General features: G+C 40.7%; 15 protein-coding genes. 11 read left to right on the forward strand and 4 right to left on the reverse strand.

Annotation, left to right across the window (positions count from 1 at the left end):
- Window positions 1-1050 precede the first annotated feature (1050 nt).
- The 5 genes from WKU26_RS07620 (at window position 1051) to WKU26_RS07640 (ending at window position 7578) form a co-directional block, all read left to right on the forward strand.
- Window positions 1051-2922, forward strand: coding sequence for an FAD-dependent oxidoreductase (locus WKU26_RS07620; protein ID WP_445323228.1), 1872 nt, complete (start codon window positions 1051-1053; stop codon window positions 2920-2922).
- A 24-nt stretch (window positions 2923-2946) separates the two neighbouring features.
- Window positions 2947-4059, forward strand: coding sequence for a DUF4434 domain-containing protein (locus WKU26_RS07625; protein WP_340321516.1), 1113 nt, complete (start codon window positions 2947-2949; stop codon window positions 4057-4059).
- A 14-nt stretch (window positions 4060-4073) separates the two neighbouring features.
- Window positions 4074-5513, forward strand: a complete 1440-nt coding sequence (locus WKU26_RS07630; RefSeq protein ID WP_340321517.1) for a sugar porter family MFS transporter — start codon at window positions 4074-4076, stop codon at window positions 5511-5513.
- 459 nt (window positions 5514-5972) lie between these two features.
- Window positions 5973-7181 carry an ROK family transcriptional regulator gene (locus tag WKU26_RS07635; RefSeq protein ID WP_178265623.1) on the forward strand — a complete coding sequence of 403 codons (1209 nt, stop codon included), beginning with the start codon at window positions 5973-5975 and terminating at the stop codon, window positions 7179-7181.
- Window positions 7182-7371: 190 nt separating this feature from the next.
- A complete protein-coding gene (locus WKU26_RS07640; protein WP_178265624.1) occupies window positions 7372-7578 on the forward strand; it encodes a twin-arginine translocase TatA/TatE family subunit in 207 nt (68 codons plus the stop codon).
- 106 nt (window positions 7579-7684) lie between these two features.
- On the opposite strand, the gene nagA (WKU26_RS07645) is transcribed toward WKU26_RS07640, so the two are convergent.
- Both nagA (WKU26_RS07645) and nagA (WKU26_RS07650) read right to left on the reverse strand, forming a co-directional pair.
- Window positions 7685-8854 (reverse strand): N-acetylglucosamine-6-phosphate deacetylase, encoded by a 1170-nt coding sequence (nagA, locus tag WKU26_RS07645; protein ID WP_340321518.1) that lies wholly within the window; start codon window positions 8852-8854, stop codon window positions 7685-7687.
- Window positions 8855-8878: 24 nt separating this feature from the next.
- Window positions 8879-10045 carry an N-acetylglucosamine-6-phosphate deacetylase gene (gene nagA / locus WKU26_RS07650; protein ID WP_340321519.1) on the reverse strand — a complete coding sequence of 389 codons (1167 nt, stop codon included), beginning with the start codon at window positions 10043-10045 and terminating at the stop codon, window positions 8879-8881.
- A 201-nt stretch (window positions 10046-10246) separates the two neighbouring features.
- Between nagA (WKU26_RS07650) and WKU26_RS07655 the strand changes: the two genes are divergently transcribed.
- On the forward strand, window positions 10247-11890 hold the full coding sequence (locus tag WKU26_RS07655) for a fumarate hydratase (protein ID WP_340321520.1): 1644 nt from the start codon (window positions 10247-10249) through the stop codon (window positions 11888-11890).
- Between the two features lie 748 nt (window positions 11891-12638).
- Here WKU26_RS07655 and WKU26_RS07660 read toward each other — a convergent pair.
- Window positions 12639-13538, reverse strand: a complete 900-nt coding sequence (locus WKU26_RS07660; RefSeq protein ID WP_340321521.1) for a DMT family transporter — start codon at window positions 13536-13538, stop codon at window positions 12639-12641.
- 112 nt (window positions 13539-13650) lie between these two features.
- On the opposite strand from WKU26_RS07660, the gene WKU26_RS07665 reads away from it, so the two are divergent.
- The 5 genes from WKU26_RS07665 to ettA all read left to right on the forward strand — a co-directional run bounded on the left by WKU26_RS07665 (window position 13651) and on the right by ettA (window position 20193).
- Window positions 13651-14913 (forward strand): putative DNA modification/repair radical SAM protein, encoded by a 1263-nt coding sequence (locus tag WKU26_RS07665; RefSeq protein ID WP_269877783.1) that lies wholly within the window; start codon window positions 13651-13653, stop codon window positions 14911-14913.
- Between the two features lie 179 nt (window positions 14914-15092).
- Window positions 15093-16346: an Nramp family divalent metal transporter gene (locus WKU26_RS07670; protein WP_269877784.1), complete on the forward strand. Its 1254-nt coding sequence runs from the start codon at window positions 15093-15095 to the stop codon at window positions 16344-16346.
- A gap of 68 nt (window positions 16347-16414) precedes the next feature.
- Window positions 16415-17236, forward strand: coding sequence for a 3-methyl-2-oxobutanoate hydroxymethyltransferase (gene panB / locus WKU26_RS07675; RefSeq protein WP_340321522.1), 822 nt, complete (start codon window positions 16415-16417; stop codon window positions 17234-17236).
- Between the two features lie 83 nt (window positions 17237-17319).
- On the forward strand, window positions 17320-18483 hold the full coding sequence (locus tag WKU26_RS07680) for an MFS transporter (RefSeq protein WP_340321523.1): 1164 nt from the start codon (window positions 17320-17322) through the stop codon (window positions 18481-18483).
- Between the two features lie 21 nt (window positions 18484-18504).
- Window positions 18505-20193, forward strand: coding sequence for an energy-dependent translational throttle protein EttA (gene ettA / locus WKU26_RS07685; RefSeq protein ID WP_340321524.1), 1689 nt, complete (start codon window positions 18505-18507; stop codon window positions 20191-20193).
- An 89-nt stretch (window positions 20194-20282) separates the two neighbouring features.
- On the opposite strand, the gene WKU26_RS07690 is transcribed toward ettA, so the two are convergent.
- Window positions 20283-21635 (reverse strand): OmpP1/FadL family transporter, encoded by a 1353-nt coding sequence (locus WKU26_RS07690; protein WP_340321525.1) that lies wholly within the window; start codon window positions 21633-21635, stop codon window positions 20283-20285.
- Window positions 21636-21949: the final 314 nt, after the last annotated feature.

Consider the following 21949-nt stretch of genomic DNA (forward strand, 5'->3'; position numbering starts at 1 on the left):
TGCCTTCTGGCGATGTCTTTTTTGCCGCTGTCTCAGGATGTCTGCGACTCTCCAGTTTCCTTTTCTCTGCCGCCGCTGTCCCGTAGCAGGCCTTTCTCCGGCCCGGCACTGCCCCGTTCTTCTTCTTCATTTGTCGTGTCTGACAGCTGAAGGATAATCCTCCCCTTTATGTAAAGAGGAAAATCCTGAGTACGTCCTGCTTTATTCTTAAATCCCGTCTGATGCATGGTTTCCGGCAGCTGTAGGCAGAATCGTGTAGGAGCCCGGAAATCTCTGCGTGTATGAATCATGGCTTGTCCGGCCGTGGGGGATATGTATATGCATCCTCTGCTTCTGAAGACTTGTTCCCTGGTTTTACGAGGCTGTCTTTTATGTTTTTGTCGTTTTATAAGCTATATACTAATTCGTGAATGAAAAAGCCTAAGAATGGCTTGAAATATCTTGTAGATTTCTAATCTATTCTCTTCGTATAGGTGTTTTGATATTTGCGATGAAAAATGAATCTTATTGTAATATAGATGGTGATATCATATAAAGAGTAAACTTGTATTCCTTCCTTTTTGTATAGAGATGGTCTAGAGGAAATATTTTTACCATAAACTAATAAACATTATTATCATTGATTTTAAATACCTTGTTTCAATTTTTGATAGAGTTTATTTATTATGAAAAGCGAAATTTTCAAAGGTGTGATCATTCCCTATCTTTTCTTTTATAAAGTAGATTACTTTGTGATAGAGTTTGTTAATTCTATAATGATAGTATTTATTTGATGGATATTTATGGTACTATTAAATTGCTGAAATATTTTCCCGGTTGAAAATTTGGTTGAACATTGAAATGAGGATATTTTTTTATGTTCACATAACAATCATTTTAATATAAGCTTTATTAATGTAATTATTAGGTTTGCTATCTATAATGAAATATATTTTTTATTTCATTTGTATAAATAAAATAATTGCTTTTTGTATTTGAATATAAATAAATTAATTTATATATTTGCCTAGGTAAATAATGAGTTAGTCTAATGAATCTATGAAAAAAGGTATAAGAACTTTAGCTTTATTCTTTTGTTCCTTATTTATTTCATCTTGTTCCGAAAATTCTCCTATCTTAAATGTAGATGTTTTAGTTGTAGGAGGAGGTACAAGTGGTGTAGCTGCCGGACTTCAATCTGCTCGCTCTGGAGTAAATACTTTAATAGTAGAAGAGACTTCTTGGTTAGGGGGAATGTTGACTTCTGCAGGAGTTAGTGCTGTTGATGGGAACTATAATCTTCCTGCTGGAATTTGGGGAGAATTCCAATCCAGATTAATAGCTTATTATGGAAGTCGTGATTCTTTAAAAACCGGCTGGGTTAGTAATGTGCTGTTTGAGCCTTCGGTAGGTAATCAAGTCTTTTGTGAAATGGTGAATCAGGAAAAAAATTTGAATGTTTATTTTGATACAGTTTGGAAGGATATAGAACGTGAAAACAATTGTTGGAAAGTTACACTATTAAGGCCGGATGGAACAACGGAAATAGTGGTCTCTAAAGTCTTAATCGATGCAACAGAATTGGGAGATGTAGCCAAATCTTGTGGAGTAGGCTATGACATAGGAATGGAGAGTCGTGATTTAACAAACGAAAGCATTGCTCCTGATAATGCAAATGGGATCATACAGGATTTGACTTATGTAGCTATTCTGAAAGATTATGGGGTAGATGTAACTATCCCTGAGCCAAAAGGCTATTCTCCTACTGAATTTGCATGCGCTTGTGCAAATCAGTTATGTAAATCTCCAAAAGAGCCCGATAGAATATGGTCTAAAGATAAAATGATCACATATGGTAAACTGCCAAATAATAAATATATGATAAACTGGCCCATAGAGGGTAATGATTATTATATAAATCTGGTGGAGATGTTGCCAGAGGAACGTAAAGAAGCACTTCAGGCTGCAAAAGACCATACAATACGTTTTATATACTTCTTACAGAAAGAATTGGGATATAACACATTAGGTTTGGCTGATGATGAATATCCTACATCTGATAAGTTGCCTTTTATCCCTTATCACCGTGAATCCAGACGTATCCATGGTCTGGTACGTTTTAATTTGAATCATATAATGAATCCTTATGACCAGCAATATCCTCTTTATCGCACCTGTATAGCAGTAGGAGATTATCCTGTTGATCACCATCATACTCGTTATCGGGGAGGAGAAGAGTTACCCGATTTATATTTTCATCCAATACCTTCCTATGGCTTACCATTAGGAGTGATGATACCCAAGGATATTGACGGCCTAATTGTTGCTGAAAAATCAATATCAGTTTCGAATATAGTCAATGGAACTACTCGTCTACAACCTGTAGTTCTTCAAATTGGTCAAGCTGCCGGTGCCTTAGCTGCCTTAGCTGTTTCTCAGGATAAGGATATAGACGAAGTTTCAGTACGAGACGTACAAGATATAATTTTAGATTCAAAAGGTTATTTGCTGCCTTATTTAGACGTACCGGTTTCCGATAAAAAATTTGCATCTTATCAGAGAATTGGTGCATCAGGAATATTAAGAGGTAAGGGAAAAAATATTGGATGGTCTAATCAAACATGGCTAAGAGCTGATTCCGTTTTGCTTTCTGCTGAGTTGGAAGATCTTTGTAATTTTTATCCGAAAATAAAGAATAAGGTTGATTTGAAGTCTTTAAAACCTGTATCAGTAGAAGAACTTATGGGGTTGATTCAGGACATAGCGAAATCAGAAGGAAAAGACTTATCTTCTGATTTTGAAAAGATATGGTTGGATTGTGGGTTAGAAAGATGGAATCCAAATGTTGATATAACACGCGGGGAAATGGCTGTGATTGTTGACCATATTCTAGATCCATTTCATTCAAAGGCTGTGAATATAAAAGGAGAGTTTATTCAATAGGTTACTATATAAATTGTTGATATTATGAAAAATACTACCCGACGTGACTTTTTAAAGAAATCATTGCTTGCTAGTGCATCTGCTTTAGCAATTCCGGCTCTTTTTGAGAGTTGTAAAGATACTACTGCTTCCCAAAAGAATAAAATAAATGGAAGAAACCTTGTTGCGGGAAAGCCGAGCACATTAATTGTTCCCAAGAAGAATGGTCTGCCTATAACCGGAACATTTCTGGATGAAATTTCACACGATATACCTCATCAAAACTGGGGAGAGGCCGAATGGGACTTGGATTTTCAATATATGAAAAGTATAGGAATTGATACAGTTATTCTCATTCGTTCAGGATATCGTAAATTCATCACTTATCCTTCAAAATACTTATTGAAGAAGGGATGCTATATGCCTTCAGTAGATCTGGTTGATATGTATTTGCGTCTTGCAGAGAAATATGGAATGAAGTTTTATTTTGGCTTGTATGATTCTGGAAGATATTGGGATACCGGCGACTTGACTTGGGAGATTGAAGACAATAAATATGTAATAGATGAAGCCTGGGAAATGTATGGAGAAAAGTATAAAAGCTTTGGAGGGTGGTATATCAGTGGTGAAATTAGCCGTCAGACCAAAGGTGCTATAGACGCTTTTCATACGATGGGAAAACAATGTAAAGATGTTTCCAATGGCTTGCCTACATTTATATCCCCCTGGATTGATGGAAAAAAAGCAGTAATGGGCACAGGTAAATTGACCCGTGAAGAATCTATCTCTGTGCAAGAACATGAGCGCGACTGGAATGAAATATTCGATGGAATCCATGATGTAGTAGATGCTTGTGCATTTCAAGACGGACATATTGATTACGATGAACTGGATGCTTTTTTCTCTGTAAATAAGAAGTTAGCCGATAAATATGGTATGGAATGTTGGACGAATGCAGAATCTTTCGACCGTGATATGCCCATCCGCTTCTTCCCGATAAAGTTTGATAAATTACGTATGAAGCTCGAAGCTGCCAAACGTGCCGGATATGACAAAGCCATTACTTTTGAGTTCTCTCATTTCATGAGTCCTCAGTCGGCTTATCTTCAGGCGGGGCATTTATACAATCGTTATAAAGAATATTTTGATATAAAATAAATAATCAGAGAGTTATGCGTAGTTTAGAATTAAATATGGGCTACATGCTCTTTTTGTCTTTGGTTGCCGCTGTTGGAGGTTTATTATTCGGATACGATACAGCAGTTATCTCTGGAACAATAGGACAAGTAACAGAACAATTTAAATTAAATGACTGGCAGCAAGGATGGTATGTAGGATGTGCCCTTGTAGGCTCCATTGTCGGGGTGTCTATGGCTGGTATTCTTAGTGACAAATGGGGGCGCAAGCTTGTCATGATTCTTTCCGCTTTGCTGTTTTCAGCCTCCGGAATCTGGTGTGCGATAGCTTCTGACTTTGTACACCTTGTCTGGGCAAGAATTTTAGGAGGAGTTGCAATAGGTATTGTTTCCATAGTTTCTCCGTTGTATATATCAGAGGTTGCCGCTACACAGTATAGAGGCAGACTTGTATCATTGTATCAGGTTGCCGTAACAATAGGCTTTTTAAGTGCATATATTGTCAATTATTATCTTTTGCTCTACTCCCAAAGTAATCCGCTTTTAGAAACACCGATACTTCAATACATTATGGTATCCGAAGTCTGGAGAGGAATGTTGGGTATGGAATCTGTTCCCGCTCTTTTATTCTTGCTGGTAATATTCTTTATACCTGAGAGTCCGCGCTGGCTGATTGTCTCTCATAAAAAAGAAAAAGCAAAAGGCATCTTATTTCGTATTTATCGCTCTGTGCAGACCGTAGAAGAGCATATCGGAATGACCGAATCTGTATTAAAAACCGAAAGTAAAAATTCAGACTGGTCGGTATTATCACAGCCAGGCATTTTAAAAGCTGTAATAATAGGCGTGTGTATTGCTATTTTAGGACAGTTCATGGGAGTAAATGCTGTGTTGTACTATGGGCCTTCTATTTTTGAAAATGCAGGTTTGTCGGGAGGAGATTCTCTGTACTATCAAGTTCTTGTAGGATTAGTAAATACACTGACCAGCATCTTGGCACTGCTTATAATCGATAAAATAGGCCGTAAAAAACTGATTTATTATGGTGTATCTGGGATGATACTCTCTTTGATAATGATTGGTCTTTATTTTATTTTAGGTGAACAGCTCCAGCTGTCCAGCACTATTATGCTGGTCTTCTTTCTTGCATATGTATTTTTTTGTGCAGGATCGATCAGTGCTGTTATTTTTGTGCTCTTATCCGAAATGTATCCAACCCGTGTACGGGGTTTAGCAATGTCTATTGCTGGTTTGTCTTTGTGGGTCGGGACATATTTAGTCGGACAGTTAACTCCGTGGCTTCTGACTCATCTGACACCGGGTGGAACTTTCTTCCTGTTTGCTGTAATGTGTATACCTTACATTCTTATTGTTTGGAAATTGATGCCCGAAACGGCTGGAAAGTCTTTGGAAGAAATAGAATTATATTGGAAGAATGGATCAAAAAGAAAAGAAGTAATTAAAAGGAAACGATAAGGAATAATTGAATTGGTTGATAAGTGATTAGTTTTAAGGGTTAAGGTAAACGGTAAACAGTTTGGCAGGATTCTTCTTGCTGAACTGTTTGTCTTTATGGCTTTAGATTGCCGTTTGTCAAATCCGAATATGATATTTCTGAAGATTATTTTGTGGCCTTTTTTAGTAAAGAGAGGGTAGGATAGTGCTGAATCCCTAATTGGTTTTGTCCATTTTTATTTAATGTTTGTTTTTACTGTGACATTTATATGAAGCAATATTCTTTGGATGTAATATTTTATTGTTGTAGATGAAAAGGAATGAAGCCTTTATGGTATTTTAAATTGTTTAACTTTATTCATCCTTTTAGTAAAGAACTATGCTCTCCTTTGTTTTTATTTCTAATTTTTAACTTTGTAAACATTCTTTATTTATAAAATAAAGTCGTATTTTTGTAATAAATAGTAAAATAAAATAGTTATGACACAAAATCTGCTTAAAGAAATTGAGAGAGGTTCAAAAAGTGCGCAGACTAAAAAGCGGATTATTACTTATTATATGTATAATCGTTCGTCTACCATTCCCGACTTGTCTAAAGAACTCGATCTGAGTGTACCTACTGTTACAAAGTTTATTATGGAAATGTGTGAAGATGGCTATCTTATGAGCTATGGTAAACAGGAAGCAAGTGAGGGACGTCCTCCCACTCTATATGGCTTGACTACAGATGCTGGATACTTTGTTGGGGTTGATATCAAGAAATTTAGTTTGAATATTGGCTTGATGAACTTTATGGGAGATTTTGTCGATTTAAGAATGGGAATTCCCTATGAAACAGAAAATACTCCAGAGGGTTTAAACAGATTGTGTAGTTATATTGTAGACTTTATATCCCAGTCCAATATTGATAAGGAAAAAATCTTGAATGTGGGGATTAATATTTCAGGGCGTGTCAATCCCGAATTAGGATATAGTTTTAGTTTATTCAATTTTGAGGAACGTCCTTTGGCCGAAATAATGACCGAAAAAATAGGTTATAAAGTAACAATTGATAATGATACCCGTGCCATGACTTACGGTGAAATTGTTAAGGGTATTGTAAAAGGAGAACGCAATGTTATATTTATCAATATTGGTTGGGGATTAGGAGCTGGACTGATAGTAAACGGTAGTATTTATACTGGAAAATCAGGATTTTCCGGAGAATTCGGACATTTTAATGTATTCGATAATGAAATTCTTTGTCATTGTGGAAAGCGGGGATGTTTGGAGACAGAGGTATCGGGTGCTGCTTTATACCGTAATCTGGTGCAATGTGTACGTGAAGGCAAACAGTCTATTTTGTCGGAAGCCGTACTGAATGATAATGTAGGAGTGACATTGAGAGATATTATAGAAGCTACGAATAAAGAAGATTTGCTTTGTATTGAATTGGTAGAGGAAATTGGTCAGAAGTTGGGGCGTTATCTGGCTGGTTTGATTAACCTGATGAATCCGGAAATGGTAATTATTGGAGGAGCTTTGGCGCAGACAGGTGATTATATTTTACAACCTATTAAAAGTGCTGTACGAAAGTATTCTTTGAATTTGGTAAATAGAGATTCAGTTATTGTGTTGTCGCAGTTGCAAGATAAGGCAGGAGTTGTTGGTGCCTGTATGTTGGCCCGCAGAAGCATGTTTGAACAGTAGTCTTCGATAGAATAACCTGTTTGTCTGGAAAATCTATTTGGGCAAGCAGGTAAATTTTTTCTGACCCGATAGAATATTAACTGTTTTAGGCTTAAATCCTAGGTAGTATTATAAAATAAATCCTATTTTTGTATTAGGTTTATTAATTATTTAAAAATATACTCTATACTTATAGCTTAAATTTATATATATGAGCACGCTTTTGTTATTTATTGGGTTTGGTGCCCAGGAATTGATTTTTATAGTCTTGATTATATTGCTTTTATTTGGAGGAAAGAAAATTCCGGAATTAATGAAAGGCTTTGGAAAGGGTGTAAAAAGTTTTCGTGATGGTATGAATGATATAGAGAGTATTACTAAAGAAAATCCTGAGAAAAAAGTATCTGAAAAAGAATAGACGGAGTGAAATATTGTATAAAGACAGATACGGTGTATTTCTAAAAAGTTACTTATTCCCTTTTAGAAATACACCGTACCTGTCTTTATTGAGTAAAATATTCAGTTTAGTGAATAATAGTGCAAGTACCGTCTACAATTTCGCCTTTAGAGAATACACAACGCACATTGATATCCTTATCCAGAATTACGATATCAGCATCTTTACCTTTTTGCAGACTACCTTTCTGATCAGAGATACCGATGATACGTGCCGGTGTTTCAGAAGCCATTCTCACTGCATCTGCCAATGGAATATTAGCTTTCTTTACCATGACTTGTACCAATGTGTCCATTGTTGCCAGACTACCTGCCAGTGAAGAATGATCTTTCAACTTGCATACTCCGTTTTCAATGATATAACGGCTGTCACTTGATATTTCACCATCATAAGCCGCATACTTCAATGCATCTGTTACCAGACAAGTCTTTTCTACTCCTTTCAGTTTGTATACCAGTTTCAGGATCGTAGCAGGCAGGTGAATTCCATCAGCTATCACTTCCACGCTCATATCATCAATCAGATATACACTTTCTACAGTACCTTCGTATTTGTATTCACGACGTTTGTGGAAACCAGGCATTGCATTGTAGAAATGAGCGGCATGAGTAAATCCAGCGGCAAAAGCTTCTTTGATATCCTGAAATTCTGCTTCCGTATGGGTAGCAGCAGTCAGAATACCTCTGGATGAGGTATAACGAGCGAAATCATGTGCTCCAGGAAGTTCCGGACTGATATCCCAACGTTTGATACAGTGTGTTTTCTCCAATAGAGAAATATATTCATCCGGATTAGGTTCTTTCAGAAATTCTTCCCATTGTGAGCCAGCCATCTTCTTGTTCAAATAAGGGCCTTCGATGTGCAATCCCTGAATAACTGAACCGGATTGAGACATAAGTTTTTCGCAGACTTGGCTTGCCTGTGAAAGAGTCTCGAAGCTGGAAGAAGACAACGTAGGGAATATAGAAGTAGCTCCATGTTTCAGGTGAGCATTTACCGCACAGGTAAAGGCCTCTTCTGTAGCTTCCGTAAAATCATGTCCTCCACCTCCGTGTACATGCATACCGACAAAACCAGGTACGATATACATTCCTTTTACATCAATTACCTTAGCACCGATGACAGCCAGGTCACTGTTGGTAATTTCAAGAATCTTTCCATCGTTGATAAGTACGGAGCCATCTTTCATCCATCCTTGTGGGGTAAGGATATGTCCGTTAATTATTTGTGTAAGCATAATTATATCCTCCTTTCGTTTCTGTTAAAAAAGAGTATTGGTACCTTCTACCAATTCTCCCATAGCCCATACGGCTCTTACGTTCAGGTTGTCGTCCAAAGCAATGATGTCGGCATCCTTTCCTTTTTCCAGTGTACCTTTTCTATCCAATACTCCCATGATACGTGCAGGCGTTTCCGATGCCATTCGGATTGCATCTTCCAGAGGAATTTCAGCCTTTTGTACCACGGTACGGATCAGGCGGTCCATTGTAGCGATACTGCCGGCCAATGCCGAACGGTCGGCCAGTTTACATACACCGTCTTCGATAATAACTCTAGGGTCGAATGCCTCCTGACTGTCACTGGCAGCGCAGGCCAGCGCATCGGTAATCAGTGCAGTTCTTTCTACCCCTTTAATCTTATGAACCAGTTTCAAGATAGTAGGAGGTACGTGAATACCATCTGCTACCACTTCTACCGTCATATCATCTATCAGGTAGATACTTTCCACAGTACCTTCGTATTTGTATTCACGGCGTTTGTGGAATCCCGGCATTGCATTATAAAAATGAGTGGCATGTGTATATCCGGTATTATAAGCAGTATAAATGTCTTCAAATTCGGCTTGTGTATGTCCTACTGATGCCAATACACCTTTAGAAGTAATGTATTTACCGAACACCATGGCACCGGGTAACTCCGGAGCGGCATCCCAGCGTTTGATACAGTTGGTTTCTTCCAATAATGGAATGTATTCTTCCGGATCAGGATTTTTGATGTTTTCCGGCATCTGTCCTCCGGCCATTTTCATGTTGAAGTAATGTCCTTCCAGATGGAGTCCGAGCACAGGGCTGTTAGGCTCTTTCATCAACTTTTCAGTTGTAGCAGCAGCTGCACGGATCATGGGGATGGTAGACGAAGATAAGGTCGGGAATATACTTGTGGTACCGTGCTTCATGTGAGCATTGATGGCAGCGCGGAAAGCATCTTCTGTACCTTCCATGAAGTCTCTTCCTCCACCGCCGTGTACGTGAATTTCTACTCCTCCGGGAACAATATACATACCCTTGGCATCGATAAGTTTGGCGCCTACGATAGCTAAGTCGCAATTGGTAACTTCCAGAATTTTATTGTCGCGTATTAATACGGACCCGTCTTTCAACCATCCTTGTGGAGTAAGGATGCGTGCATTGATAATTTGAGTTAACATGGACTTTTTATATACTTATGTTGATAAATTAATTTCCTGCAAAGTTAGCCATTTCATTGATGTTGGAAAGAAAAAAAGCAATTGTTTCGTACCGGATTTATAATTCATAAAGATTTTATCCTTCATTAAGGAAAAATTTCGATAATACTTTGTACCTTTGCTTCCACGATAACTAACATTTAATTAATAACAGAGATAATTATGGCAACACCTGAATTCAAGTATCAGCCGATGTTCGAACACGGTAAAGATACAACTGAATACTATTTGCTTACCAAAGATTATGTATCAGTAAGCGAGTTTGAAGGAAAACCCATCTTGAAGATTGAAAAAGAAGGTTTGACAGCAATGGCTAATGCCGCTTTCCGTGATGTTTCGTTTATGTTGCGCCGTTCGCACAACGAACAGGTTGCAAAAATCCTTACCGATCCGGAAGCAAGCGATAACGACAAGTATGTAGCATTGACATTCCTGCGCAATGCAGAAGTAGCTGCAAAAGGTGTATTGCCTTTCTGTCAGGATACCGGAACAGCTATTATACATGGTGAAAAAGGACAGCAGGTATGGACTGGATATTGCGATGAAGAAGCTTTGTCTTTAGGTGTATACAAAACTTATACAGAAGAAAACCTTCGCTATTCTCAGAATGCGCCGCTTACTATGTACGAAGAAGTAAATACTCGTTGCAACTTGCCGGCTCAGATTGATATCGAAGCTACTCAGGGTATGGAGTATGAATTCCTTTGTGTAACAAAAGGTGGTGGTTCTGCCAACAAGACTTACCTGTATCAGGAAACAAAAGCTATCTTGAATCCGGCTACATTGGTTCCGTTTCTGGTAGAAAAGATGAAAACTCTGGGTACAGCTGCTTGTCCTCCTTATCACATTGCATTTGTAATCGGTGGTACTTCTGCTGAAAAGAACTTGCTGACTGTAAAACTGGCTTCTACCCGTTTCTACGATAACTTGCCTACTACTGGTAATGAATACGGACGTGCATTCCGCGATGTAGAATTGGAAAAACAAGTATTGGAAGAAGCTCACCGCATTGGCTTGGGTGCTCAGTTTGGTGGTAAATACTATGCACACGATGTACGTATCATCCGCTTGCCTCGTCACGGTGCTTCTTGTCCGGTAGGTTTGGGCGTTTCTTGCTCGGCAGACCGTAACATCCGTTGTAAAATCAATAAAGACGGTATCTGGATTGAAAAACTGGATTCTAATCCGGGTGAACTGATTCCGGAAGAATTGCGTCAGGCTGGTGAAGGTAGTGCAGTGAAAATCGACTTGAACCGTCCGATGGCAGAAATCCTTGCTGAACTCGATAAATATCCTGTTTCTACTCGTCTTTCATTGAACGGTACTATCATTGTAGGCCGCGACATTGCTCACGCTAAACTGAAAGAACGTCTGGATCGTGGAGAAGACTTGCCACAGTATATCAAAGATCATCCTATTTACTATGCTGGTCCGGCTAAGACTCCTGCTGGTATGGCTTGTGGTTCTATGGGTCCGACTACTGCAGGACGTATGGATTCGTATGTAGACTTGTTCCAGAGCCACGGTGGTTCTATGATTATGCTGGCTAAGGGTAACCGTAGTCAGGCTGTAACCGATGCTTGTAAGAAACACGGTGGTTTCTACCTGGGTTCTATCGGTGGTCCGGCTGCTATCCTGGCTCAGAACAACATCAAGAGCATCGAATGTGTAGAATATCCGGAACTGGGTATGGAAGCTATCTGGAAGATTGAAGTAGAAGACTTCCCTGCATTCATCCTGGTAGACAACAAGGGTAACGATTTCTTCAAACAAATCAAACCTCGTTGCGCGGGTAACTGCAAATAAGTAAAATCTTTCTGTCTGCCCCTGTAGGGCACAGCAGTTATTGATATCGGCTGCCATTCTCTGTCTGTTGAAGACGGAGGATGGCAGCCTTGTTTTTACGAGGAAGAAAGGGGAAGGAAAGTGCCGGAGTATCTGTTTACAAAATGTCAGCGGACAAGTGAAGAAAAAACGGCAGGTATGGCTTTTGCAAAATGTCAAAACAGAGGGCTCTACACGGCGATATTTGAGCTCCGGTGCGAATGTAATGGGAAAAACAGCCGTTTTAAGGCTTTGTGAAAATTCAGAAAGATAGCTGTATTAGGTGTTTCTTTTAATAAAAGTCGATAAATAAACAGAATGTTGTCTTTCTTCTGTAAAAGAACAGGAAATAAAACCGATATGTTATTGAAAATTTATAAGCGAAAAAGGAAAGAAAAACAGACTTGGAGCTTAAAATGAGGTATAAAATACTCTGTTTGCATGCATCCGATTACGCTATTAATACCGTTGCCCGATGATACAAGTATCGTTGGTCGGTGTTACAGGTACCGTAAGCTACCGATACAAGTCGCATTTACACCTGTTACGAGTTGCCTGAAATATGCTTTATAGCAGAATATAAGGACTTTTTGGAATAAAAAAACCTCCTTTTCTATGTGTGAAGGAGGATTTTGTATCAAATACGCGTTAGCTGAAAATGTATATTCTTTTAATAAAGACAGAAAAAGAGTGTTTTTTGCATCATTGTGTTATCTGATGACAGGTAAGTTTATTTGCTTCCTAAATACAGGAAGAACATACCAATCAGTACAAACACAAGGTCGATGATTTTACTTTTCAGATTCTTTTCGTGGAACATCATGGCTCCAAACAAGAAGGAGACAATTACACTTCCCCGTCGTACCATCGATACAATGGATATCATAGAATCTTCCATACTCAAGGCATAAAAGTATACAAAGTCGGCAGCGGTCAGGAAAACGGATATCAGCAGAATGCACCAGTTCCAGTGAAAAGGAGTGGTAGTTTTACGCTTGGGAAGCCAAAGAAAGAGAATGACTCCTCCCATCATAAACAACTGATAGATATTGTACCACGACTGTACCACCATGTTGTTGAAATGATTCATCAGATACTTGTCGTACAATCCGCTGGCTGTACCGAATAGTGCTGCCAGAACAATAAACCAAATCCATTTGTTGTGTGTAAAGTTGATGCCTTCTTTTTTTCCGGAGCGGCTGAGCAGGAACAGGGATACAATGGCCATAATGACACCAATCCATTGGTATACATTGAGCCGTTCGCCGAAAATCAGCATGGCACCTACCAGTGTCATAACCGGTCGGGTCGCATTAATAGGACCTACAAGGGTAAGCGGCAAATGTTTCATTCCAAAATAGCCGAAAATCCATGAACTCAATACGATGCACGACTTCAGAATAATGAATTTATGCACTTCCCATCCCGATTCGGGAACGAAAAAAATAGTGTCTTGCAGACTTTCCGGTTTCAGATACGAAAGCAGGATAAACGGAAGGAATATCAGACTGGAAAAAAGTGTATTCAATCCCAGTACGGGAAGTACGGCATTGCCTGCCAATGATTTTTTCTTGAATACATCGTAGAAGCCCAGCAGTGCTGCCGAGCAGAATGCTAATAATAACCACATAAAAGTACGCTTGATAAAACGCCTGCAAAGTTACGATAAAAATCCGAAAGATTTGCAGAAGAGACTAAGTCTCATTATTTTTGAAACTTCATAGCGGAAGAAAAGGCGAGATATGAACGAGCAAGTAATACAAAAACTGAAGATACTGACAGAATCGGCCAAATACGATGTGTCTTGTTCCTCCAGTGGTACGGTTCGCCGTAATACGAAGGGAGGAGTAGGAAATACCGTAGGGGGCTGGGGAATCTGCCATAGCTTTTCGGAAGACGGACGCTGTATTTCCTTGCTGAAGGTGATGCTCACCAATTATTGTATTTACGATTGTGCGTATTGCATCAACCGTATCAGCAATGATATTCCGCGTGCTACCTTATCTGTGTCCGAACTGGTGGAGCTGACGATGGAGTTTTACCGCCGCAACTATATCGAAGGACTGTTTCTGAGTTCCGGTGTGGTGCGTAATCCCGATTATACCATGGAGCGGCTGGTGCGTGTGGCAAAAGATTTGAGGGAAGTGCATCGCTTCAATGGTTATATCCATCTGAAGAGTATTCCGGGAGCAAGTAGGGAACTGGTGGCTGAGGCGGGACGTTATGCCGACCGTCTGAGTGTGAATCTGGAGATTCCGACGGAAGAAAACCTGAAACGTCTGGCTCCGGAAAAAGACCATCAGAGTGTATATCTTCCCATGCAGTATATCCAGCAAGGGGTGCTGGAGAGTGCTGAAGAACGTCGCCGTTATCGTCGTGCTCCCCGCTTTGCACCGGCCGGACAGAGTACACAGATGATTGTGGGTGCCACCTCCGAAACAGATAAGGATATTCTGAAAGTGTCGTCTTCGCTTTATGGAAACTCTACCATGAAGCGTGTGTATTATTCCGGCTATGTGGCAGTCAATACGTACGACAAGCGTTTGCCGGCACTGAAGCAGCCGCCTTTGGTTCGTGAAAACCGACTTTACCAGGCCGACTGGCTGTTGCGCTATTATCAGTTTAAGGTGGACGAGTTGGTAGACGACGGGCATCCCGACCTGGATTTGGAAGTAGACCCGAAGCTGGCTTGGGCGTTGAGGCATCCGGAATGTTTTCCGGTGAATGTCAATACTGCCGATTACGAGATGTTGCTACGCGTGCCCGGTATTGGGGTAAAGTCGGCCAAATTCATAGTATTGTCCCGCCGTTTCTCGCGTATCGGTTTTTATGAGTTGAAAAAGATGGGAGTAGTGATGAAAAAGGCGAAATATTTCATCACTTGCAATGAACTGCCGGAAAAAACAATACAGGAGTTGGGTGCTGCTGCCATCCGGCGTCTGCTGTTGCCCAAGTCACCTAAAAAAGACGATGGTCAGCTGAGCTTTAATTTTACCTTCGACTGATAAGGTTTATTTGAACCTTTGTGCGTGTATTCTGTTTAGTATTTAATAGAACCTTGTAATAATAATGCCGGTTAAGCTGTTTCTTAAATCTGTGAATTTATGAAACCTTCGAATCTTCTTTTATAGAAAGAACCGGGTGCATTGAATATTTCCAAACTGAAATAGAAAACTGAAGGCTTATGTGGAATCTGATAAAAGAATTGAAACGGAAAGACCACAAACGGTATTTGGGTGGTCTGGACTTTTTTAAGTATATAGGTCCGGGATTGCTGGTGACGGTAGGGTTTATCGATCCGGGAAACTGGGCTTCCAATTTTGCAGCAGGGTCGGACTATGGATATGCTCTGTTGTGGGTAGTGACACTCTCTACTGTCATGCTGATTGTGTTGCAACACAATGTGGCCCATTTGGGAATTGTGACCGGACTTTGCCTGAGTGAGGCGGCTACCCGATATACTCCCAAATGGGTGGCGAGACCTATATTGGGAAGTGCGGTACTGGCATCTATTTCTACTTCTCTGGCAGAAATCTTAGGAGGAGCCATCGCGCTGGAGATGCTATTCGATATTCCCATTATCTGGGGATCTGTTCTGACTACGGTACTGGTAGTGATTATGCTTTTTACGAACTCTTACAAGCGGATAGAGCGGGCAATTATTGCTTTTGTGTCTGTCATTGGCTTGTCTTTTTTATATGAGTTGGTTTTGGTAGATATTGACTGGGGACTTGCAGCACGTTCGTGGGTGGTACCCAGTATTCCGCAAGGCAGTCTGCTGATTATTATGAGCGTGCTGGGGGCTGTTGTGATGCCTCATAACTTGTTTTTGCATTCGGAAGTGGTGCAGAGTCGTGAATACAACCGGAAGGATGAGGCTTCTATCCGGAAACTTCTGAAATATGAGTTTTATGATACTTTGTTCTCTATGGGAGTAGGCTGGGCTATTAATAGTGCCATGATTCTTTTGGCGGCCACTACTTTCTTTGCACATCAGACTCCGGTAGAGGAGTTGCAGCAGGCAAAGTCTTTGCTCGATCCTTTGTTGGGCAATCAGGCCGGTATCATCTTTGCACTGGCATTGCTGATGGCAGGTATTTCTTCTACCGTTACCAGCGGAATGGCGGCAGGCTCTATCTTTGCCGGTATCTTTGGAGAGTCTTATCACATTAAGGATATACATTCCCGCCTGGGAGTTCTTCTTTCACTGGGAATAGCACTGGTTATCATCATGTTTATAGAAAATCCTTTCCAGGGATTGATTATTTCTCAGATGATACTGAGCATGCAGCTTCCGTTTACTGTTTTTCTACAGGTGGGGCTGACTTCTTCGAAGCGTGTGATGGGGCAATATGCCAATTCCCGTTGGAGCACATTTGTCTTATATACAATAGCTATTGTAGTCTCTGTCTTAAATATTATGCTATTGTTCAGTTGATTTGTTGCCAAACTCATTAGAATCAGCTAACTTTGTCCCCGTTTTTTAATTATTAAAAGGAAATATATATGGCAGGATATCTTTCGGGAGATGCGCGGAAAGTAACCACACATCGCCTTATTGAGATGAAACAGCGTGGAGAAAAAATATCAATGCTGACCTCATACGACTATACCATTGCACAGATTGTTGATGGAGCCGGAGTTGATGTGATATTAGTGGGTGATTCGGCATCCAATGTAATGGCTGGTAATGTGACTACATTGCCTATCACCGTAGATCAGATGATTTATCATGGAAAATCGGTAATGCGTGGCGTGAAGCGTGCGTTGGTTGTAGTAGACATGCCTTTTGGTTCGTATCAGGCCGATCCTTTCGACGGTGTACGTAACGCCATCCGTATGATGAAGGAAACCGGAGCTGACGCGTTGAAGCTGGAAGGAGGCGAAGAGGTAATTGATACCATCCGCCGTATTATCGGAGCAGGTATGCCGGTAATGGGACACCTGGGACTGATGCCTCAGTCTATTAATAAATATGGTACTTACGGGGTACGTGCCAAAGGTGAAGAAGAAGCTGAAAAACTGATACGTGATGCTCATTTGCTTGAAGAAGCCGGTTGCTTTGCTTTGGTACTGGAAAAGATTCCGGCAGAATTGGCAGCCCGTGTGGCAAGCGAACTGACTATTCCGGTGATTGGTATCGGAGCAGGAGGAGCAGTCGACGGGCAAGTATTGGTGGTAACCGATATGTTGGGAATGACGAAAGGGTTCAGTCCCCGTTTCTTGCGTCGCTATGCCGATTTGCATACCGTGATGACTGATGCTATCGGGCAGTATGTGGCAGATGTGAAGGCATGCGATTTCCCCAATGAATCAGAACAATATTAAGTATATAAACTTTCAGAGAATGACGGAATGCTACAATGTAAATGCTTTTTGTTATTCTCTGAATATTTTTAATCCTACTATATATGAGCGAATCGTTGAATCCGTTCTCGGGAGTTACTTTATGGAATCGTAATTTTTGCCTGTTGATTGTAGCAAACTTCCTGTTTTATACAGCTGTGTATCTTCTTTTTCCTTTGCTCCATCAATGGGTAGTGCGAGAGTGGGGATATTCAGAAATACAATCGGGTTGTATGCTGGCTGTCTTCGGACTTGCTCTTTTTTTACCAGGGGCATTAAACAATTATCTGGTCGATGCCTTTAGTCGTAAGGGAGTAGCGATTCGAAGTATTCTTCTGCTGGGAATATTGACTTTGGCTTATCCTTATGTTACCGCAGAGTGGATGATAATCGGACTCCGCCTGTTGCAGGGGATGCTGATGGGAATTGCTGTCATGGCCACAGGGGCTACATTGGCTATTGATGTAACGCCCAGTAATAAAAGGAATGCAGCCAACCGGGTGTTTGCCTGGTGCAGTATTTTAGGAATGCTGATAGGGGTGTTGTTGGGATTGGAAATCGGACATTGGCTCATGTTCCAGTACGTATTGTATGTCTCAGCATCGTTGTGCGGTATAGCAGCACTTCTTGTTTCATGGGTGGTGGTTTGCTTCAGGGCACCGTTGAATCTTCCTCTGCTTTCTTTCGACCGCTTTTTGCTTTTCCGTACTTTGGTGCCGGGAATAAATATGCTCTCTGTACCTGTTATTTTAGGAATCTTGTTCGTTACGGTTTCCGATACTTTTTTTTATCTTTGCATAGGAGGGGGATTTCTGATTTATTTATTAATCAGACAGATTTATACAGCTCCTTTGAATGGGCGTATACAGATTCTAATCGGCCAGTTGTGTACAGCAGCCGGTTTGCTTGTCTGGTGGATGAAAAGTGGTGACTCTCCATATTATGCCGGAGCATTGCTTATCGGTGTCGGTACAGGATTCTCTATCGGTCAGTTCCTTAGGATGATGATTCTTTTACCGCGTCATTGCGAACGTGGCACGGGATATCATACTTATCAGTTGCTATGGGAAGCTGGTATTGCCGGTGGTGTATTACTTGGAATGTGTGCCGATGCCTGTAGAGTAGAACAGGTGCATTTGTGGGCTTTGGGTATTTGTGTGGCTGGAGTTTTGCTGTACGAAGGGTATGTGCATCGGTATTTTGTAAAGAGAATAGACGAAAAAGAATGACTAATTTAATATAAAAAGAATATGGCAGACGATAAAAAAATTATCTTTTCAATGGTTGGAGTGAGCAAGTCATTCCAAAACAACAAGCAGGTATTGAAAGACATCTACCTTTCTTTTTTCTATGGTGCTAAAATCGGTATCATCGGTCTGAACGGTTCGGGTAAATCTACGTTGATGAAGATTATTGCCGGATTGGATAAGAACTATCAGGGAGAGGTGGTATTCTCTCCGGGATATTCAGTAGGATATTTGGCACAGGAGCCTCATTTGGACGATACAAAAACCGTCAAAGAGGTAGTGATGGAAGGAGTACAGCCTATTGTAGATACATTGGCTGAATATGAAGAAATAAACAATAAGTTTGGTTTGCCGGAGTATTATGAAGATCCGGAGAAGATGGATGCTTTGTTTGCCCGTCAGGCCGAACTGCAAGATATTATCGATGCAACTGATGCGTGGAATCTCGACTCCAAGCTGGAACGTGCAATGGATGCATTACGTTGTCCGCCCGAAGACCAGCCGGTGAAGAACCTTTCCGGAGGAGAGCGCCGCCGTGTGGCTTTGTGTCGTTTGTTGTTGCAGAAACCGGATATTTTGTTGCTCGATGAGCCTACCAACCACCTTGATGCTGAAAGTATCGACTGGCTGGAACAGCACTTGCAGCAGTATGAAGGAACGGTAATTGCGGTAACACACGACCGTTACTTCCTGGATCATGTAGCTGGATGGATTCTGGAACTCGACCGTGGGGAAGGTATTCCATGGAAAGGGAACTACTCAAGTTGGCTGGAGCAGAAGACCAAACGTATGGAGATGGAAGAAAAGACTGCAAGCAAGCGTCGTAAAACTCTGGAACGTGAGTTGGAATGGGTACGCATGGCTCCAAAAGCTCGTCAGGCTAAGGGTAAAGCTCGTCTGAATTCATACGATAAGTTGCTGAATGAAGATGTGAAGGAAAAGGAAGAAAAACTGGAAATCTTCATCCCGAACGGTCCTCGTCTGGGTAATAAGGTTATTGAAGCGCAACATGTGGCAAAAGCGTACGGAGACAAGTTGCTGTTTGATGACTTGAACTTCATGCTTCCTCCTAACGGTATCGTAGGAGTAATTGGTCCGAACGGTGCCGGTAAGACTACTTTGTTCCGTTTGATTATGGGACTTGAAACTCCGGATAAAGGAAACTTTGAAGTGGGTGAAACTGTAAAGGTGGCTTACGTAGACCAGCAGCATAAGGATATTGACCCGAACAAGACTGTATATCAGGTTATCAGTGGTGGAAACGATTTGATTCGCATGGGAAACCGTGATGTAAATGCTCGCGCATATCTGAGCCGTTTCAACTTCTCTGGTTCCGATCAGGAAAAACTTTGTGGTATGCTTTCGGGTGGTGAACGTAACCGTCTGCATCTTGCAATGGCTTTGAAGGAAGAAGGTAACGTGTTGCTGCTCGACGAGCCGACCAATGATATCGACGTGAATACATTGCGTGCATTGGAAGAAGGTTTGGAAGATTTTGCCGGATGTGCAGTAGTCATCAGCCACGACCGCTGGTTCCTCGACCGTATTTGTACTCATATTCTTGCATTCGAAGGAAACAGTGAAGTGTTCTTCTTCGAAGGTTCGTATACGGAGTATGAAGAAAACAAGATGAAGCGTATGGGTAATGTAGAGCCTAAACGTGTACGTTACCGTAAACTGATGGAAGATTAAGTATAAATATCTTGTTTCATTATATGGAAAAAGCTGTTCCTTTTGAGGGAACAGCTTTTTTTATTGATGTTTGTGATGTGTGTCTGGAATCAGAACATATAGTTCAAACTTAAGCCGAATACTTTGTTGGTACGGCTGTAAGTATCGGTTCCTGGAACTTTTGTTCCGTTGTAGTTGTCTGTAGATTTAGTATAGTCACTGTAGTTGGTCCAGAAGTATGCTATATCCATGTTGAGTGATTGAGTAAAGTGTACTCTTGCACCGAATCCGATTGAATAAGAGTCGCAATAGAAGCTTGTATCTGTCTGGAAATCATTGCTTAAACCGTAATTAGTCTTTTGGAAACCACCGCTGACAGTAAGTCTTTTGATAACATCCCATTCTATACCGGCAAGGTATTCATGTGTACCGTGCTTAAGAGTTTTTTGGCGATTGTTCAGCATGCCAGCCTGTTTGTCATCGAAGAAGTGATATTCTACAGAAGCACGTAGCGTAGGCAGGATTTCGTATTGCGCTGCTACACTCAAAAATGCGGGAATATCGTTTGGGGTTTGTTCACCATCGGCATAAGGTTTGATTACCTCGTCAGGAATTCCGGCAGGAACATTGAGCGTATTTGTTTTGTTTTCTATATTCAGATTCGTCTTGAATTCGTATTTTGCTGCCAGATTCAGTTTGCCAAGCTTAGCATCTATACCCAATATTGGAGTAACACCCCATCCGCTTTGCTGGCAGTCCAAGTCCATAGTCATCAGTTCTGCTCCTCCAAGTTCCTTGATAAGATTTGCTTTAAGGTATCCTTCATAGCTACTCTTCACATAGTTCATTCGTCCTCCTACGTATGCAGACAGCCAGTCATTTATTTTATATGAGACTCCTAATTGTGTACCGTAGATATACTGTGTACCGTCAAGAGCACTGTTTATTGTTACCATTTCTGCTCCAATAGGCTGACCGGCAGCAACAGATTGTTGGAAAATACCTGCCTTTACGAGTGAGTTGAACATAGGAAGACCGTTATCGAATGAGGCTTTACCACCTCCACCTGTGATCGCAAATCCTGCAGAGATTGTCCAGTCTCCTTTTTTATATAATCCCTGAAATGAAGGTATGAAAGGTGCTGATGCTGTACCTTCATAATATTCGTTTGCATTCATCAGTTCAGGCTTGCCGTTGCTGATGCCTTTGAATGTGGTGTAATTGGCCTGGATACCACGTGTCTGATAGGCACTTTGTCCAGTCAGAGAGAGGTGAAATCCGTCTCTTTCAAGAAAAGCCAGACCGGCTGGATTGCTGTATACTCCGTCTACATCGATAGAAGCACCGCGTGCTACCATACGCAGAAAGGCAGCATGTTGATTCGTATTTGTCAGATAATCCCCTGCAAAAGTTGGAATTGAAACAATTAGTGCAGCTGCGCTAATAAGTAGTTTTTTTCTCATTTGTTAGGTGTTTAGTAAAAATTCGGCGCAAAGATAGGATAAAATTGCACATTAACAAAATTTATGTGTAGATGATGCTGTTTGATAATATTATTTGAAATAGTTTTTATTGAAATTATTTTGTTGTTCTTGCTAGGGATGGAATGGATGGATAAACATTGCTTGACAAAATAAGAAAGAAATTGTTTGAATATTTAAGGCAATGGAATATGGTGAATATTTTGGGATTTTCAAGAATGAGGCTTCTTATATCAATCTATCTCTTTTATTCCTTTTGATGATAAATACGCATAAAAACCGTATCTTTGTGCAAT

Origin of the sequence: Phocaeicola sp. HCN-40430, assembly GCF_037890285.1 — a bacterium.
GTDB classification, from domain to species: Bacteria; Bacteroidota; Bacteroidia; order Bacteroidales; family Bacteroidaceae; genus Phocaeicola; species Phocaeicola acetigenes.

Coding starts and splice junctions, on each gene's coding strand:
- WKU26_RS07625 (WP_340321516.1), top strand. CDS start 2,947: ATGAAAAATACTACCCGACGTGACTTTTTAAAGAAATCATTGCTTGCT.
- WKU26_RS07630 (WP_340321517.1), top strand. CDS start 4,074: ATGCGTAGTTTAGAATTAAATATGGGCTACATGCTCTTTTTGTCTTTG.
- WKU26_RS07635 (WP_178265623.1), top strand. CDS start 5,973: ATGACACAAAATCTGCTTAAAGAAATTGAGAGAGGTTCAAAAAGTGCG.
- WKU26_RS07640 (WP_178265624.1), top strand. CDS start 7,372: ATGAGCACGCTTTTGTTATTTATTGGGTTTGGTGCCCAGGAATTGATT.
- nagA (WP_340321518.1), bottom strand. CDS start 8,854: ATGCTTACACAAATAATTAACGGACATATCCTTACCCCACAAGGATGG.
- nagA (WP_340321519.1), bottom strand. CDS start 10,045: ATGTTAACTCAAATTATCAATGCACGCATCCTTACTCCACAAGGATGG.
- WKU26_RS07655 (WP_340321520.1), top strand. CDS start 10,247: ATGGCAACACCTGAATTCAAGTATCAGCCGATGTTCGAACACGGTAAA.
- WKU26_RS07660 (WP_340321521.1), bottom strand. CDS start 13,538: ATGTGGTTATTATTAGCATTCTGCTCGGCAGCACTGCTGGGCTTCTAC.
- WKU26_RS07665 (WP_269877783.1), top strand. CDS start 13,651: ATGAACGAGCAAGTAATACAAAAACTGAAGATACTGACAGAATCGGCC.
- WKU26_RS07670 (WP_269877784.1), top strand. CDS start 15,093: ATGTGGAATCTGATAAAAGAATTGAAACGGAAAGACCACAAACGGTAT.
- panB (WP_340321522.1), top strand. CDS start 16,415: ATGGCAGGATATCTTTCGGGAGATGCGCGGAAAGTAACCACACATCGC.
- WKU26_RS07680 (WP_340321523.1), top strand. CDS start 17,320: ATGAGCGAATCGTTGAATCCGTTCTCGGGAGTTACTTTATGGAATCGT.
- ettA (WP_340321524.1), top strand. CDS start 18,505: ATGGCAGACGATAAAAAAATTATCTTTTCAATGGTTGGAGTGAGCAAG.
- WKU26_RS07690 (WP_340321525.1), bottom strand. CDS start 21,635: ATGAGAAAAAAACTACTTATTAGCGCAGCTGCACTAATTGTTTCAATT.